Below are 15,067 nucleotides of genomic sequence, written 5' to 3' on the forward strand. Positions count from 1 at the left end.
CGGAAAGGACAGGAAGGTGCCGTCACCATACACGATGGGCCGCATGAAACAAAACGGCCTGGCGCACATAAGTGCGCCAGGCCGTTCTTTTTTCAAACCAGTTCGCAGCGCGCGGCGCCGCGAAGCCGAGTCACCTGCTCGTGACCATCAGGCTGGCTGTTCAGCCGACTTCTGATCCGCCTGCAGACGCGCGACCACTTCCTTGCGGTAGCGATTCAGTTCCTGCGCCGTGTTGAACGTGCGCTCGAACAGAATGGAAAGGTTGTGCAGAATGCGCTCCACCACCTTCTTTTCCCAGCCGTCGTCGAAACGGATCTGTTCGTCGAGCCAGCGTTCGAGCCATTCCGGATCCGGCAAACGCGATTGAATCGTGTCGCGCGGGAACAGTGCCTGGTTCACGTGCAAGTTGGTGGGGTGCAGCGGCTTTTCCGTGCGGCGAGCCGATGCCATCAGGACACCGATCTTCGCAAACGCGGCACGCGCGATGTCGCCGGTTTGCGCCATCGCCTTCTTCATGTAGCGCAGGTACGCGCCGCCATGACGCGCTTCGTCGCGCGAAATGGTTTCGTAGATGTGCTTGATGACCGGCTCGGTGTGCCATTCGGCGGCACGGCGATACCAGTGATTCAGGCGGATTTCGCCGCAGAAGTGGAGCATCAGCGTTTCCAGCGGCGGCGCCGGATCGAATTCGAAGCGCACGGCGTGCAGTTCCTCTTCGGTCGGACACATTTCCGGCTTGAAGCGGCGCAGATATTCCATCAGCACCAGCGAATGCTTCTGTTCTTCGAAGAACCACACGCTCATGAACGCGGAGAAATCGCTGTCGTGATGGTTGTCACGCAGAAACATTTCCGTGGCGGGCAACGCCGACCATTCGGTGATCGCGTTCATCTTGATCGTCGCTGCCTGCTCGTCGGTCAATAGCGATGCATCGAATTTGTCCCAGGGAATGTCTTTCTCCATGTCCCATCGAACGGATTCGAGCGATTTATAAAGTTCCGGATAAAGCATGGTGTTCATAGTCCCACCCCTGTTCTGCGCATACTGTGTGTGTCTGTCACTACTACGTGTAGTACTTTTGCTCACGACGAACGGATGTGCACCGTTTGCCGGCCAAGCATTCAATTTTACGCGGTAATCGGCCGCCTAGAGGCACCTGACGGCAAAGAAGTCCAGGCATTTGCGCCCGCGCGCCTACCCCTACGTTACGCGCTGCGCGGCCAACCGTGGGTGAGGGATACCCTGTGCCTGAGGTCGAGCCAGTTTGCGATGAAAACCGCACCGTCCAGCCCTGCGCCGGTGTTGCCGGCGGTGAATGGAGCAAGGGCGGCTGGATTGGTAGTTTTCAGCGCACGCCCAAAAGCCAAAAATAAAGCTTACACAATGATAGCACGCTGACCTGGCCGAACCCGCGCCGTAACAGCCGCAATTCCGGTGCCTGGCTGACCTTGCGCAAGAAAACGCGCGATTCGCGGAGTGTGGCGGACGATCGGGGTCAAAACCATGACAGACGGCGAACTCGCCTTTTCTGTGCTGCGTCGACACCCGCGTCACGCCACCGCGTTTCATTCCCGCCTTTAGATAGACTTTTTCGTGGCTTTCGGGCTGGCGCTCGCGCCGCTCGTGCGCTTCGCGGCCACCGGCGTTCGCTTCGCCGCCGGTCGCCTGGCCGCGGATTCCGCGTCCTGTGCCGGCGCCCGCGGCGCGTCGGCCGCTGTCCCGCCGCCGGCTGCCGAAGCATCCGCATCGTCGGGCACAAAATCAGATGCCTCGGCACCCGCACCGGCGTTCGGCGGTTGCGTCATCGCGAACTGGGCGATCTGGTTGAATTGGGATTGCAGCAGATTCCACCACGCGGATGCGTCGAAGGGCGGCGTGCCGGGCGCCTCCTCTTCCCCGCCGGCCGGCTCCTCAGCCGACGAAGCGGCGCTCGCCGAAGCAGCCGGCGCTGGCGCCGGGGCAGGCGCCGCCGGATGCGGCCAGCCCGTCGCCGGTGCGGGACTCGGCGCGGCCGACTCTGCGGGTTGCGCCATCGACGACTGCGCGAAAGCGCCGAACGCGCGTAGTGTCGCGAGCGTCGCGCGTTGCACTTCGAGCGCCTGAATCGCGGATTGCAACATGCTCAGGTTCAGCTTGAGCCATTGCTCGACCGCGCGCATGTCGGTGATGCGCTTGTCGAGTTCCTCGACGTTGGTGAGCGGCGCCATCATGTCGGACATCATCGAGAGCGACGGTCCGAGGCCGCCGCCGGCCGGCTGCGCGCCGGAAAAAGCCGAGCCGAACGGCGACAGCCGCATCATGCCCCACATGCGTTCGAGCATTTCAGCGGGCGGGAAACCGGGAAAGCCGGGAAAGGGCGGCGTGGAGCCAGGAGTATCGGTCATGCTTGTCGCCTCGCTGCGTAAAGTAAAGAAGGGGCGCCGTCCCGCGCGCGTCTGTTTCGATCATACCGTGCGGCAGGCGGCCTCAGGAGCCCTCGCCGCCTGTTGCGCCGCCGTCCGACGGCGGTGCGCGCCACGGGTCGGCGCCGCCGAAATCCGGCGCGCGCCGCTCGCGCAGCGAGTTCACGCCTTCGCGCACGTCCGGCCCGGCAAAGCCCATAAATTCCAGCGCGAGCGACGTATCGAACGCCGGTCCCGCCGAGCGCAGCCAGTTGTTCAACGCGTACTTGGTCCAGCGAATCGCCGTTTGCGAGCCGTTGGCCAGCTTCTGCGCGACCTCGAATGCTTTGGGCAACAAATCGTTCTCGTCGACGGCGAGCGAGACGAGCCCGATGCGCTCCGCCTCCTCGCCGCTCACCGGCTCGCACAGCATCAGGTAGTACTTGGCTTTCGCCATGCCGCACAGGAGCGGCCAGACGATCGCCGCATGATCGCCCGCGGCCACGCCCAGACGCGTATGCCCGTCGATGATGCGCGCCGTCTTCGTCGCGATCGAGATGTCGGCGAGGAGGCCCGCGACGAGCCCGGCACCCACCGCCGGTCCGTGCATGGCCGACACAATCGGCTTGCTGCAATTGATCACGTTGTAGACGAGATCGCGCGCCTCGCGCCACACTCGCGCGCGCACGTCGAAATTGGTCGCCATGTCTTCCACGAGCTGCAGGTCGCCGCCCGCCGAAAAGCCCTTGCCTTCGCCGCGAATGATTGCCACGCGCGTATCGGGATCGCGGTCGATGTCGCGCCAGATCTCCGCGAGTTCGAAGTGCATGCGCGCGTTGGCGGTGGCGAGCGCGCTCTTGTTGGCGCCCTCGCCGCTCATCACGACTTCGAGCACGCCGTGCGGATGGCGATGCAACTGGAGCGACTGGTAGTGCGCGTAAAACGCGTCGTTACGGTGTGGTGCCTGAGACATGATGAGCAGTCCGTGTATCGTGTGTCGGTTGAACCGTGCCGCGTTCATTCAACGCGGCTGATAAACCCACTTTGCATTCTTGATTTCGACCATCACACGCGCCCGTTGATCGAGCCCGAGGTGATCCGTGGCGCTCATGTTGACGACGCCGTTGGTGTCCGCGAGACCGCGCGTCGCCTCGAGCGCATCGCGCAGCGCGCGACGAAATTCCGGCGTGCCCGGCGCGCCGCTTTTCAGCGCGATCGGCACAGCGTTGCTGAGCAGCATGCCGGCGTCCCATGTGTACGAGCCGAACGCCGACACGCTGCCCGCGCCACGCACCGCTTCGAAGCGCGCGATGTAGTCGAGCGCGAGGCGCTTGGCCGGATGATCCGCCGGCAATTGAGCGGCGACCAGCACCGGACTCGCGGGCAGGAACGTGCCGTTGCAGTCTGCGCCGCACACGCGCAGGAAATCGTTATTTCCGACTCCGTGATTGTGATAGATCATCCCTTTGTAGCCGCGCTCCCTGAGCGTCTTCGGCGGCAACGCGGCGGGCGTGCCGGCCGCGCCGACCACTACCGCGTCGGGGTGCGTCGCGAGAATCTTGAGGACCTGGCCAGTCACGCTCGGATCAGTGCGATTGAAGCGCTCGCTCGCCACCATCTCGATGTGATGCAGTTGCGCGAACTTCGCGACCTCGGCGTAGAAGGTCTCGCCAAGCGCGTCGGCCTGGCCGATGAAGGCGATGGTTTTGACGCCGTGCAGGCTCGCATGTTCGGCAATCGCCGACGCCATCATTGCGTCGGTTTGCGGCGTCTTAAAGACCCAGTGGCGTTTTGCATCCACCGGCTCGATGATCTTCGCCGACGACGCCAGCGAGATCATCGGCGTTTGAGCTTCGGCGACCACGTCGATCATCGCCAGCGAATTCGGCGTGATCGACGAACCGATGATCGCATCGACGTGATTTTCGGAGATCAGCTTCTTGGTGTCCTGTACGGCCTGGGTCGTGTCGGACGCGTCGTCGAGCACGATGTATTCGACGCTCTGACCGCCGATCTGTTTGGGCAGCAGCGCGACCGTATCGCGCGCGGGAATGCCGAGCGACGCGGCCGGCCCGGTGAGCGACAACACGAGGCCGATTTTCACTTGCGCCAGCGCGATGCCGGGCAACACGCCGGCAAGCGCCGCGCATAACGCAACGGCGCGGCGCGCAAGCCGATTGCGCGAGGGCGCCAAGCCCAGGTGGTTGGATGCGCGAGCGCGCCGGGTTCCAGGTTCAAGAGATTCGATTCGCGGCATGCTGTCTCCTCACGTTGGTTTTTCGTTTTTGATGTGCTGCCGATGTCCCGGCTCATGCCCTGCTCACGTGCCGTTCACACGCGGCTTCGCGACGGTCCTGCGATGAACTCGCAGTCGGCCACCCCGGCCACGCCGTCGCGCCAGTCAGTGTAGCCGCGCGCACTCGCCGCGGCATCGGGCGAAACCCTTTCGAATCAGGCGCGGCGCGCTGCGGAACGCGGCCCGGACGCCGCACTCCGCACAAAAGCGGTGCTTCAATCCAGCGGCGCGATGCCCTGGTCGATCGAACCGAAAATCGACTTGCCCGCTTCGTCGAACATTTCGATCTTCACCGTATCGCCGTACTTCATGAACTCGGTCTGCGGCGCGCCGTGCTCGATGGTTTCGAGGCAGCGCTTCTCGGCGATACAGCAGTAGCCGCGCTTGGCGTCCTTGTTCGACACCGTGCCCGAGCCGACGATCGCGCCCGCGCGCAGATTGCGCGTCTTCGCCGCGTGCGCGATCAACTGGCCGAAGTGAAACACCATGTCGGTGCCGGCGTCCGGCTGGCCGACCTTCTTGTTGTTCCAGTGGACGATCATCGGCCGATGCACGCGGCCTTCGCGCCAGTGTTCGCCGAGTTCGTCGGGCGTCACCGCGACCGGTGCGAACGAGGTGGCCGGCTTGCTCTGGAAAAAGCCGAAGCCCTTCGCGAGTTCGGCGGGAATCAGATTGCGCAGCGAGACGTCGTTGACGAGCGTGATCAGACGCACGCTTCTGAGCGCCTGGTCGGGCGTGGCGCCCATCGGCACGTCGGAGGTGATCACGGCGACTTCCGCCTCGAAGTCGATACCGAATGCTTCGGACGCGCACAGCACGTCGTCTTTCGGCCCGATGAAGTCGTCGCTGCCGCCTTGGTACATCAGCGGATCGGTCCAGAATTCCGGCGGCATTTCCGCGCCGCGCGCGCGCCGCACCAGTTCGACATGATTCACATACGACGAGCCGTCGGCCCATTGAAACGCGCGCGGCAGCGGCGCCATGCATTCCTTGGCGTCGAACGGGAACGTGTTGCGCGCGCGGCCCTGATTGAGCGCGTCATACAGATCGTGCAATTGCGGCGCGTAGAAGGCCCAGTCGTCGAGCACGCGCTGCAACGTGGGCGCGATTGCGTCGGCGATAGCCGCGGTGTGGAGGTCGCGGGACACGACGATCAGTTGGCCGTCGCGCGTGCCGTCCTTCAGCGTGGCAAGTTTCATAGAGGAATGAACCGTGTTAGTGACGATAGAAGGAATCTATTCTACGATGGTGAATCGGCGCGGCCCAAGTGCCCGCAGTCTGCGTCATCCGTGTGTCACTTTTTGAATGCGCTGCGTGCGCCTCGCTCATGCCTCCAAATGCCCGCTCCGGCGCGATCCGTACCGACGCCGACTCCGCTCCACCGCTCGACCCGACCGAACCCGACGACGACAGCGTCGAGAGCGGCGAGGAAAAGCTGCGCTCGGGCATCCAGTCGATCGAAGTCGGCTTCAAGTTGCTCGACGTGCTGACCCACGAGCCGCGCGCCATGATGCTGCGCGATCTCGCCCAGCGTGCGGGCATGAGCCCGGCGAAGGCGCATCGTTATCTCGTGAGTTTTCTGCGCCTCGGTGTGGTGTCGCAAGACCCGCTGTCGGGCCGCTATGAGCTTGGCGGGTTCGCGCTGCAATTGGGGCTCGCGCGGCTCGCTCGGGTCGACGGCGTCAAGCTCGCGCGCGTCGCGCTGTCGGAACTGCGCGACCGGCTCGATCTCACGGTGGGCATCGCAGTGTGGGGCAATCAGGGGCCGACCATGGTGCACTGGATGGAATCGAGCTATCCGGCAAAAGCATCGCTGAAACTCGGCGATGTGATGCCGCTGCTCAGTTCCGCCACCGGGCTGCTGTTCGCCGCGTACCTGCCAGCGAGCAAGACCGCCGCGATGCTCGAACGCGAACTGGCCGACTCGCGCCGTTCGACGCATATGGGCGGCCCGCGCACGCGCGACGAAGTCGAGCAGATCCTCGCGCAAGTGCGGGAGCATCAGGCGGCGCGCGTGGAAGGCATTTTGCTGCCGACCATTCACGCGTTCTGCATGCCGGTGTTCGATTCGACCGGCGAACTCGCGCTCGGCCTCGTCGCGCTCGGTCATGAAGGCGCGTTCGATATTCGCTGGGACGGCGAGATCGATATGGCGTTGCGCGAGTGCGCGCAAAAGCTCTCGTATGAGCTGGGGTATAGTGCGTCGCCACGCGACGAATAGGCGTGATGTTGCGCGTTGGACGCTTGTTGTTCGCAAGACTTGAAGCGAACCCAGTCGGCAAGGCGACGATACGGCGTTGCATGCGTGATTCTGCGTACTGAACGTACGCGTGTTTTCATCGGCGCGGAACATCGCTCGCGGCTGTGCGGTCGAATCGGTTCGCTGCCTGCCTCGTACGCATCAGGCATCAGGCCTGGCGCCTTTTTCGCAATAATCGCCGCTCACACGCGCCGCTCGTCGATCCCGAAGCTTTTCCGCCCGCACACATTCACTGACCGATGTCCTCCGCTCCCGCCACCCGCCGTTCCGATCGCACGCCGCCCAGCGGACCGCGCACCGCTTTGCGCGTGTGGCGCTGGATCGTGGTGCTGCTGGTCGTGGCCGTGTTGCACTGGATCGCCGCGCAATGGGTCGAGCGCAATCGCGCGACGCTCAACCCCTCGGACAATGAGCATGTTCCCGTGCAGGTCGCGTTGCTGACGCCCGAACGCATCGAACGCAAACCGGCCGCCGCGTCACCCGCGCCTGAACCGGCACCGGCGCGCCACGCCGCGGCGAGCAAGCCGCGCGAACATGTGCTCACCGCCTTGCAACCGGCAAAGCAGGCCGCGCCTGCAGCACCTGCCGCGGCATCTGACGTCATGGCAAACGCCCCGGCCGCAGCAGGCCCCACCGCGGCACCCAATGCCACCGCCAGCGCCGCCGGCACAGCCAGCGCGCCCGCTGCCGCGAGCGCGCCGCAAGCGTCGCCCGGCGTGAAGTTCTCCGTCCCGCCATCGGGCGAATTGCAATACGACACGTTCTACAACGGCGTGCGCAACCAGCCCGGCACGATCCACTGGACCAGCAACGCGCAAAGCTACGAAATGGTCGTCTCCGTGCCACTGCCTTTCGTCGGCACATTCGTGTATTCGAGCCATGGCCGCATCGACGCATTCGGCCTCGCGCCGGACCAGTACGTCGAAAAGCGCGGACGCCGGCCGGAAGACATCGCGATCTTCAACCGCACTGACAAGAAAATCGCCTTTACTCGCACCCCGACCACGCTGCCGTTGCCCGACGGTGCGCAGGACCGTTTCAGCATGGTGATGCAACTCGCCAGCCTCGTGCGCGGCGACCCGGCCGCCTACAAGCCGGGGGTGACGCGGCAGTTCTTCGTGGTGGATAACGATAGCGGCGAAAACTGGCCGGTCGAGACGATCGGCGACGAAACCATCCGCACGGCCCAAGGTTTCCTCGACACGCGCCATTTCAAACGCCTGCCCCGCCGTGATGGCGATTTGCGCCGCATCGACGTGTGGCTTGCGCCGTCGCTCGGCTGGCTGCCCGCGCGTATCGTTCAGACGGAACCTAACGGCACGCAATTCGAACTGGTATGGCGCGGCAAGCTCAATGCCGACACGGCCGGCAGCCCGCCCAACAGCAATGGCGACGCAAGCACGCCTTCCCCTGACATTTCGACCAGCCCGCCAGCGCCGGCCGCATCGGCAGTTACGCCCGAGGCCGTGCCCTCATCTCCGGTCGATCCGACCGATCCCGCCAATACACCCGGCATCATCAAACCCTAAGCGACGAATCCGAACTAGGTCTCCATCAGATCGGCGAAACTTCCGCATTAAGGTTGACTCGCACCATCTGCTGCAACCGTTCGCGCCTATGCTGCGTATATGGATCAGCGGTAATTAGCCCATGACAGATGGGACACAGCGCGCGCGAATGGACCCTTCCACTGCGTTCCCCTTCAAAGGAGCCCGCATGCAAGTGAACATCAACGGTATCGAGACGCGCTATGTGCTGAGCAACGAGGGCGGCGGCCCGTGGCTGACATTCATCCATCAGCTCGGTGGTGATTTGTCCGTGTGGGACCAGCTCGCAGGCTATTTCCGCGACGACTACACCGTGCTGCGCTACGACGTGCGCGGCCACGGCAAGACCGCCGCATCCGGCGCGCCCTTCAGCATCGCCGATCTGTCGCACGATCTCGTCACGCTGCTCGATGCACTCGACGCACCCAGTACGCATCTGGTCGGCATGTCGATGGGCGGCATGATCGCCCAGCAATTCACACTCGATCATCCCGCGCGCGTCGACTCCTTGACGATCGCCGACAGCAGCGCCGGCACGCCGCCGGAAGCCCGCGCCACGTGGGATCAGCGCGCCGCGGCGGCCCGCCGCGACGGGATGGCGTCGCTCGTGCCCGCGACATTGAGCCGCTGGCTGACAGCCGATTTTCAGGCCGCGCATCCCGAAGCGGTCGAGCAGATCCGCGACGTGTTGGCCCACACGTTGTCAGAAGGCTACGCCATGGCGTGCGAAGCCCTGCGCGATTTCGACGTACGCAGTAAGCTGGGAGCAATCCGATGCCCAACATTGACCGTGGCGGGCCGCCACGACACGGGCACGCCGCCTGCTTCTACACAGGCAATAGCAGACGCCATCGAAGGCGCACGTTTCGAACTGCTGGATGCCGCTCATCTCGCGCCCATCGAGCAATCTCACCGTTTTGCTGCACTGCTTGAAACGTTTCTTGAAAGGCCGGTCTAACCGGTAGGTTCGGAACTTTACAAGCGTCAATCCGGACCCACCCCTTGAATTCCAAACCATACGCTCCACCTATGGCGCAGGAATGGCCAGGAGCCAACGGAAATAAGGAGTGTCGCCATGCAAATGATCTACAACAGCCCCAACTATTGTGTCGTCGAGTTTCCGCCGCAGGAAGGCCCGCTGGCCATGAAGTCGGGCGGCTACGAGATCGTCGACAAAAACATGCAGCGTGAGATCTATATCGACGGTGCAATGGCGGCGCGTTTTCGCGAGCACGTGCAGAAGCTGATCGAAGAGGAGCCGTCGCTGGATGAAGTAGACGAATTCCTCGGCCAGTTCGACAGCCTGATGCATCAACCGGTGATTCTTCACTAACGGCAGGGTTCGATTTAACGTTTTTGGCGACATGCATCGACCGCGCCGTCCGGCCCCGTAACCGGGTAACCCGGCGGCTTTTACAAGTCGGTCGGCAAATATGAAGCGGCCCAGCAGGCTTTTGCCTCGCTGGGCCGTTTTCTTTGCCATGCCGGTTTAACGTTTGCTTTAACGTTCGCTTTTACGTTCTTTTCCATGCAGCGCACCTCGACAGCCCGGGTGACTGCGCCTCGCCCGCGCCGGGCGGATCTGCCCGGCAGCGGCTACAATGACAGGTTTCCCGAAAAAGCCGGCGCAAGCCCTCGTCCGCCATGAACCAGCCCGCTCAAACCGCCACGCCAGTCCGTCCCGACGCCGCCTACACGCGCGGCACGGGGCTGCCCGCGCTGCTCAAGTCGCGCATCCTGATCCTGGACGGCGCAATGGGCACGATGATCCAGCGCTACAAGCTCGACGAAGCCCGCTATCGCGGCGAGCGCTTCAAGGACTACGGGCGCGACATCAAAGGCAACAACGAACTGCTGTCGATCACGCAGCCGCAAATCATCAGCGAGATCCACGAGCAGTATCTGGCGGCGGGCGCGGACATCATCGAAACCAACACGTTCGGTGCGACCACGGTTGCCCAGGCGGACTACGGCATGGAAGCGCTCGCCGTCGAGATGAATCTCGAATCCGCGAAACTGGCGCGTGCCGCCTGCGACAAATTTTCGACGCCCGACAAGCCGCGTTTCGTCGCCGGCGCGATCGGACCGACGCCGAAGACCGCGAGCATTTCCCCTGACGTGAACGATCCGGGCGCGCGCAATGTGACGTTCGACGAACTACGCGCGGCCTACTACGACCAGGCCAAGGCTTTGCTCGACGGCGGCGCGGATCTGTTCCTCGTCGAGACCATTTTCGACACGCTCAATGCGAAGGCTGCGCTGTTTGCTCTCGACGAACTGTTCGAAGACACTGGCGAGCGTTTGCCGATCATGATCTCCGGCACCGTCACCGATGCGTCGGGCCGCATTCTGTCGGGTCAAACGGTTGAAGCGTTCTGGAACTCGCTGCGTCATGCGAAGCCGCTCACGTTCGGTTTGAATTGCGCGTTGGGCGCGGCTTTGATGCGTCCGTATATCGCCGAATTGGCCAAGCTTTGCGACACGTACGTGTCGTGCTATCCGAACGCCGGCTTGCCGAATCCGATGAGCGATACGGGCTTCGACGAACTGCCCGCGGATACGTCGGGTCTACTGAAGGAATTCGCGCAGGCCGGGCTTGTGAATATCGCCGGCGGTTGCTGTGGCACGACGCCGGAGCATATCGCGGCGATTGCGCAGGCGCTGGCCGAAGTGAAGCCGCGCGCGTGGCCCACGCAATACCGCGACGCAGCCTGAGCCCAGCGGCGCCTCGCCGAGCAGGCGCCGCCGCACTTCCGCTATCGAACACGACGCACTTAATCGCAGCAATCGAGCACATACGCCATGACCGATCACACCATGCGCCTTTCCGGCCTCGAGCCGTTCAACGTCACGTCCGGGACGCTTTTCATCAACGTCGGTGAACGCACCAACGTGACCGGCTCGAAGGCGTTCGCGCGAATGATCCTGAACGACCAGTTCGACGACGCGATCGCGGTGGCGCGGCAGCAGGTCGAAAACGGCGCGCAGGTCATCGACGTCAACATGGACGAGGCGATGCTCGATTCGAAAGCGGCGATGGTGCGCTTCATGAATCTGATCGCATCGGAACCGGATATCGCGCGCGTGCCGATCATGATCGACTCGTCGAAGTGGGAAGTGATCGAAGCGGGCCTGAAGTGCGTGCAAGGCAAGGCGATCGTCAACTCGATCTCGCTGAAGGAAGGCGAAGAAGCGTTCCGCCACCACGCGAACCTGATTCGCCGCTACGGCGCGGCCGCGGTGGTGATGGCCTTCGACGAAAAGGGCCAGGCCGATACCTTCGAGCGCAAGACGCAGATCTGCAAGCGCTCGTATGATTTCCTGGTGAACGAAGTCGGTTTTCCGCCGGAAGACATCGTCTTCGATCCGAACATATTCGCGATCGCAACCGGCATCGAAGAGCACAACAACTACGCCGTCGACTTCATCAACGCCACGCGCTGGATCAAGGAGAATCTGCCATACGCAAAGGTGAGCGGCGGAGTGTCGAACGTGTCGTTCTCGTTCCGCGGCAATGATCCGGTGCGCGAAGCGATCCACACCGTATTCCTCTATCACGCGATCCAGGCGGGCATGGACATGGGCATCGTCAACGCGGGCCAGCTCGGCGTGTATGCCGACCTCGATCCGGAGTTGCGCGAACGCGTTGAAGACGTCGTGTTGAACCGCCGTGAAGACGGCACCGACCGGCTGCTCGAAATCGCCGACAAGTTCAAGACCGGCGCGGCGAAGAAGGAAGAAAACCTCGAGTGGCGCAACCAGCCGGTCGAGAAGCGTCTGTCGCACGCGCTCGTGCATGGCATCACCAACTTCATCGTCGAAGACACCGAAGAAGTCCGCGCGAAGATCGCCGCGGACGGCGGCCGCCCGATCAACGTGATCGAAGGCCCGTTGATGGACGGCATGAACATCGTCGGCGACCTGTTCGGCCAGGGCAAGATGTTCTTGCCGCAAGTGGTGAAGTCGGCGCGCGTGATGAAGCAGGCCGTCGCGCATCTGATTCCGTACATCGAAGAAGAAAAGAAGCTGATGGCCGAAGCGGGCGCCGACGTGCGCGCGAAGGGCAAGATCGTCATCGCCACGGTGAAGGGCGACGTGCACGACATCGGCAAGAACATCGTCTCGGTGGTGCTTCAGTGCAATAACTTCGAAGTGGTCAACATGGGCGTGATGGTTTCCTGCAACGACATTCTCGCCAAGGCGAAGGTCGAAGGCGCGGACATCATCGGGCTCTCCGGCCTGATCACGCCGAGCCTCGAAGAGATGGCGTATGTCGCCTCGGAAATGCAGCGCGACGACTACTTCCGCATCAAGAAGATACCGCTTTTGATCGGCGGCGCGACCACCTCGCGCGTGCACACCGCCGTGAAGATTGCGCCGCATTACGAAGGGCCGGTGGTCTACGTGCCGGACGCGTCGCGCTCGGTCTCGGTGGCATCGAGCCTGCTGTCCGACGAAGGCGCGGCGAAGTACCTCGACGAACTCAAGTCCGATTACGACCGGATCCGCGATCAGCACGCCAACAAGAAAGCGCTGCCGATGGTGACACTGGCCGAAGCCCGCGCCAACAAAACCAAGGTCGATTGGGCGAGCTACCAGCCGGTCAAGCCGAAATTCATCGGCCGCCGCGTGTTCAAGAACTTCGATCTGAGCGACCTGGCGAACTATATCGACTGGGGTCCGTTCTTCCAGACGTGGGACCTGGCCGGCCCGTATCCGGCCATCCTGAACGATGAGATCGTCGGCGAATCGGCGCGGCGTGTATTCTCGGACGGCAAGTCGATGCTCGCGCGTCTGATCCAGGGTCGCTGGCTGCAAGCGAACGGCGTGATCGCGCTGCTGCCGGCCAACACGGTGAACGACGACGACATCGAAATCTACACGGACGAATCGCGCTCGGAAGTCGCGCTCACGTGGCGCAATCTGCGCCAGCAGAGCGTGCGTCCGGTGGTGGACGGCGTGATGCGGCCGAACCGCTCGCTTGCCGACTTCATCGCGCCGAAGGATTCGGGCGTGGCCGACTACATCGGCATGTTCGCGGTGACGGCGGGTCTGGGTGTCGACGTGAAGGAAAAACAGTTCGAAAAGGACCACGACGACTACAGCGCGATCATGCTGAAGGCACTCGCCGACCGTTTCGCCGAAGCCTTCGCCGAAGCGCTGCATGCGCGCGTGCGGCGCGACCTGTGGGGCTACGCGAACGCCGAAACCCTGTCCAACGACGACCTGATCGCGGAAAAGTACCACGGCATCCGTCCCGCGCCCGGCTATCCGGCCTGCCCGGATCACTTGGTGAAGCGCGACATGTTCGACGTGCTGCAAGCCACCGATATCGGCATGAGCGTGACCGAATCGCTGGCCATGCTGCCGGCGGCGAGCGTCTCCGGCTTCTATCTGGCGCATCCGGACAGCACTTACTTCTCGGTCGGCAAGATCGGTCAGGACCAGTTGGAAGACTACGCAAAGCGCATGTCGCTGTCGAAAACGGATGCGGAACGGGCCTTGGCGCCTTTGCTGTAAGCCTTCGGGCGTGGCGGGAAGCCCACTATATCGGCCTTGAAAGACTGAATATTTGCGGCAACGTAATTTTCGGCTTTGTAGACTGAGGCGGCTTGACCCCGCCAGACGCGGCCAAAACGCGTCGGCTTACTAATTGCAATCGTCAACGGAGAAAATCGTATGAAGAAGCTGACGCTGTTGTTGACCGCTGTTTCGCTTGCCTTGGGCGCCACGGCGGCGCTGGCCCAGCCCGCCGCGCCTGGCGGTTCCAGCTCGGTCAGTTCGTATTCGCCGCCCACGGTGAAACACGTCAAGAAACCGAAGAAACAGAAAGCGAAGAAGGGTGCGTCGGCTCCCGCGGCCGCGCCGGCGGACGCCGCCAGCCAGTAAGCACAGTACGGCAGCGCCGGCCGGTCTGAATCTCTGAACAAAAAAGAGCCCGCATCGAGCGGGCTCTTTTCGTTGGTGCGCAAGGTTCGCGCCGCCGGGCGCCGCGGCTCTATCGAAAGCGCCGCGCACAGCGGTTCAGCGCCGGATCAGATACCCCAGACGATATCCGCGTTTTCCTTCTGCGCCGCGCGCAGCATGTCGAGGAACGGATACGCGCGCTGCGCGAGTCCCGGCGGAATCTCGTGATGCTCGTGGCCGTCTTCGCCTTCGTGGAAATGGCCGTCGTGCTCGGCACGTTCCTGCTTGTCGACGGAAATCGCTGCCTCGAGTTTCTCGATGGCGGGGGCCAGTTCGTCGTGAGTGATGACGCCGCGTTGACCCAGCCGCTTGCCGACGATGCCGACCAGGTACTGGGCAAGGTTTTCCAGCATCATCACGTCCGGGCAGGCTCGGCATTTGAAAGTAATCAACATGACTGTTCCCTTTTTCGTTATGTTGGATTGGCGCGCGAGCGGCTCAAAGGCGGCTGCCGGCGCGCGTTACGTTGGCTCGCCGATCAGGCGCGGCGGCCACGGCCCTTGTTGGGCATCTCATTGAACATATTAGCACCTGCTAAAATCCGTCTGGACGGAAAAGCGTGCCGCAATGCCGCGCGCGGCGAAGCGCAGGTAGCGTGGCTCGGCCGGTTGGGCGC

Annotated in this window: 13 protein-coding genes; 7 read left to right on the top strand and 6 right to left on the bottom strand. The window is 63.3% G+C overall.

What is annotated here, in order from left to right; translation table 11 throughout:
* Positions 1–147 precede the first annotated feature (147 nt).
* The 5 genes from ACQKRQ_RS09850 to ACQKRQ_RS09870 form a co-directional block, all read right to left on the bottom strand.
* Positions 148–1,020 (bottom strand): ferritin-like domain-containing protein, encoded by an 873-nt coding sequence (locus ACQKRQ_RS09850; RefSeq protein WP_132376243.1) that lies wholly within the window; start codon positions 1,018–1,020, stop codon positions 148–150.
* A gap of 557 nt (positions 1,021–1,577) precedes the next feature.
* On the bottom strand, positions 1,578–2,384 hold the full coding sequence (locus ACQKRQ_RS09855; RefSeq protein ID WP_427476645.1) for a PhaM family polyhydroxyalkanoate granule multifunctional regulatory protein: 807 nt from the start codon (positions 2,382–2,384) through the stop codon (positions 1,578–1,580).
* An 82-nt stretch (positions 2,385–2,466) separates the two neighbouring features.
* Entirely contained in the window at positions 2,467–3,354 is an 888-nt protein-coding gene (locus ACQKRQ_RS09860; RefSeq protein WP_427476646.1) for an enoyl-CoA hydratase/isomerase family protein, read from the bottom strand.
* A gap of 48 nt (positions 3,355–3,402) precedes the next feature.
* Positions 3,403–4,638: an ABC transporter substrate-binding protein gene (locus ACQKRQ_RS09865; RefSeq protein WP_427476648.1), complete on the bottom strand. Its 1,236-nt coding sequence runs from the start codon at positions 4,636–4,638 to the stop codon at positions 3,403–3,405.
* A 254-nt stretch (positions 4,639–4,892) separates the two neighbouring features.
* On the bottom strand, positions 4,893–5,876 hold the full coding sequence (locus ACQKRQ_RS09870; protein WP_427476650.1) for a fumarylacetoacetate hydrolase family protein: 984 nt from the start codon (positions 5,874–5,876) through the stop codon (positions 4,893–4,895).
* 128 nt (positions 5,877–6,004) lie between these two features.
* On the opposite strand from ACQKRQ_RS09870, the gene ACQKRQ_RS09875 reads away from it, so the two are divergent.
* From ACQKRQ_RS09875 to ACQKRQ_RS09905, 7 genes are all read left to right on the top strand, one after another.
* Positions 6,005–6,898 (top strand): IclR family transcriptional regulator, encoded by an 894-nt coding sequence (locus tag ACQKRQ_RS09875; RefSeq protein WP_427476653.1) that lies wholly within the window; start codon positions 6,005–6,007, stop codon positions 6,896–6,898.
* Between the two features lie 278 nt (positions 6,899–7,176).
* Positions 7,177–8,466, top strand: a complete 1,290-nt coding sequence (locus tag ACQKRQ_RS09880) for a DUF3108 domain-containing protein (protein ID WP_427476655.1) — start codon at positions 7,177–7,179, stop codon at positions 8,464–8,466.
* A 187-nt stretch (positions 8,467–8,653) separates the two neighbouring features.
* Positions 8,654–9,442, top strand: a complete 789-nt coding sequence (locus ACQKRQ_RS09885) for an alpha/beta fold hydrolase (protein WP_427476657.1) — start codon at positions 8,654–8,656, stop codon at positions 9,440–9,442.
* A 117-nt stretch (positions 9,443–9,559) separates the two neighbouring features.
* Positions 9,560–9,817, top strand: a complete 258-nt coding sequence (locus ACQKRQ_RS09890; protein ID WP_007179533.1) for a BTH_I0359 family protein — start codon at positions 9,560–9,562, stop codon at positions 9,815–9,817.
* A gap of 311 nt (positions 9,818–10,128) precedes the next feature.
* Positions 10,129–11,199, top strand: coding sequence for a homocysteine S-methyltransferase family protein (locus tag ACQKRQ_RS09895; RefSeq protein WP_132376251.1), 1,071 nt, complete (start codon positions 10,129–10,131; stop codon positions 11,197–11,199).
* Positions 11,200–11,286: 87 nt separating this feature from the next.
* Positions 11,287–14,004: a methionine synthase gene (gene metH / locus ACQKRQ_RS09900; RefSeq protein WP_408181152.1), complete on the top strand. Its 2,718-nt coding sequence runs from the start codon at positions 11,287–11,289 to the stop codon at positions 14,002–14,004.
* Positions 14,005–14,163: 159 nt separating this feature from the next.
* Positions 14,164–14,373, top strand: coding sequence for a hypothetical protein (locus tag ACQKRQ_RS09905; protein WP_012431543.1), 210 nt, complete (start codon positions 14,164–14,166; stop codon positions 14,371–14,373).
* A gap of 146 nt (positions 14,374–14,519) precedes the next feature.
* On the opposite strand, the gene ACQKRQ_RS09910 is transcribed toward ACQKRQ_RS09905, so the two are convergent.
* A complete protein-coding gene (locus ACQKRQ_RS09910; RefSeq protein WP_132376252.1) occupies positions 14,520–14,846 on the bottom strand; it encodes a DUF1840 domain-containing protein in 327 nt (108 codons plus the stop codon).
* Between the last annotated feature and the right edge of the window lie 221 nt (positions 14,847–15,067).

The sequence above is a fragment of the Paraburkholderia sp. NPDC080076 genome (genome assembly GCF_050281145.1).
GTDB lineage: Bacteria > Pseudomonadota > Gammaproteobacteria > Burkholderiales > Burkholderiaceae > Paraburkholderia.

Coding starts and splice junctions, on each gene's coding strand:
- ACQKRQ_RS09850 (WP_132376243.1), bottom strand. CDS start 1,020: ATGAACACCATGCTTTATCCGGAACTTTATAAATCGCTCGAATCCGTT.
- ACQKRQ_RS09855 (WP_427476645.1), bottom strand. CDS start 2,384: ATGACCGATACTCCTGGCTCCACGCCGCCCTTTCCCGGCTTTCCCGGT.
- ACQKRQ_RS09860 (WP_427476646.1), bottom strand. CDS start 3,354: ATGTCTCAGGCACCACACCGTAACGACGCGTTTTACGCGCACTACCAG.
- ACQKRQ_RS09865 (WP_427476648.1), bottom strand. CDS start 4,638: ATGCCGCGAATCGAATCTCTTGAACCTGGAACCCGGCGCGCTCGCGCA.
- ACQKRQ_RS09870 (WP_427476650.1), bottom strand. CDS start 5,876: ATGAAACTTGCCACGCTGAAGGACGGCACGCGCGACGGCCAACTGATC.
- ACQKRQ_RS09875 (WP_427476653.1), top strand. CDS start 6,005: ATGCCTCCAAATGCCCGCTCCGGCGCGATCCGTACCGACGCCGACTCC.
- ACQKRQ_RS09880 (WP_427476655.1), top strand. CDS start 7,177: ATGTCCTCCGCTCCCGCCACCCGCCGTTCCGATCGCACGCCGCCCAGC.
- ACQKRQ_RS09885 (WP_427476657.1), top strand. CDS start 8,654: ATGCAAGTGAACATCAACGGTATCGAGACGCGCTATGTGCTGAGCAAC.
- ACQKRQ_RS09890 (WP_007179533.1), top strand. CDS start 9,560: ATGCAAATGATCTACAACAGCCCCAACTATTGTGTCGTCGAGTTTCCG.
- ACQKRQ_RS09895 (WP_132376251.1), top strand. CDS start 10,129: ATGAACCAGCCCGCTCAAACCGCCACGCCAGTCCGTCCCGACGCCGCC.
- metH (WP_408181152.1), top strand. CDS start 11,287: ATGACCGATCACACCATGCGCCTTTCCGGCCTCGAGCCGTTCAACGTC.
- ACQKRQ_RS09905 (WP_012431543.1), top strand. CDS start 14,164: ATGAAGAAGCTGACGCTGTTGTTGACCGCTGTTTCGCTTGCCTTGGGC.
- ACQKRQ_RS09910 (WP_132376252.1), bottom strand. CDS start 14,846: ATGTTGATTACTTTCAAATGCCGAGCCTGCCCGGACGTGATGATGCTG.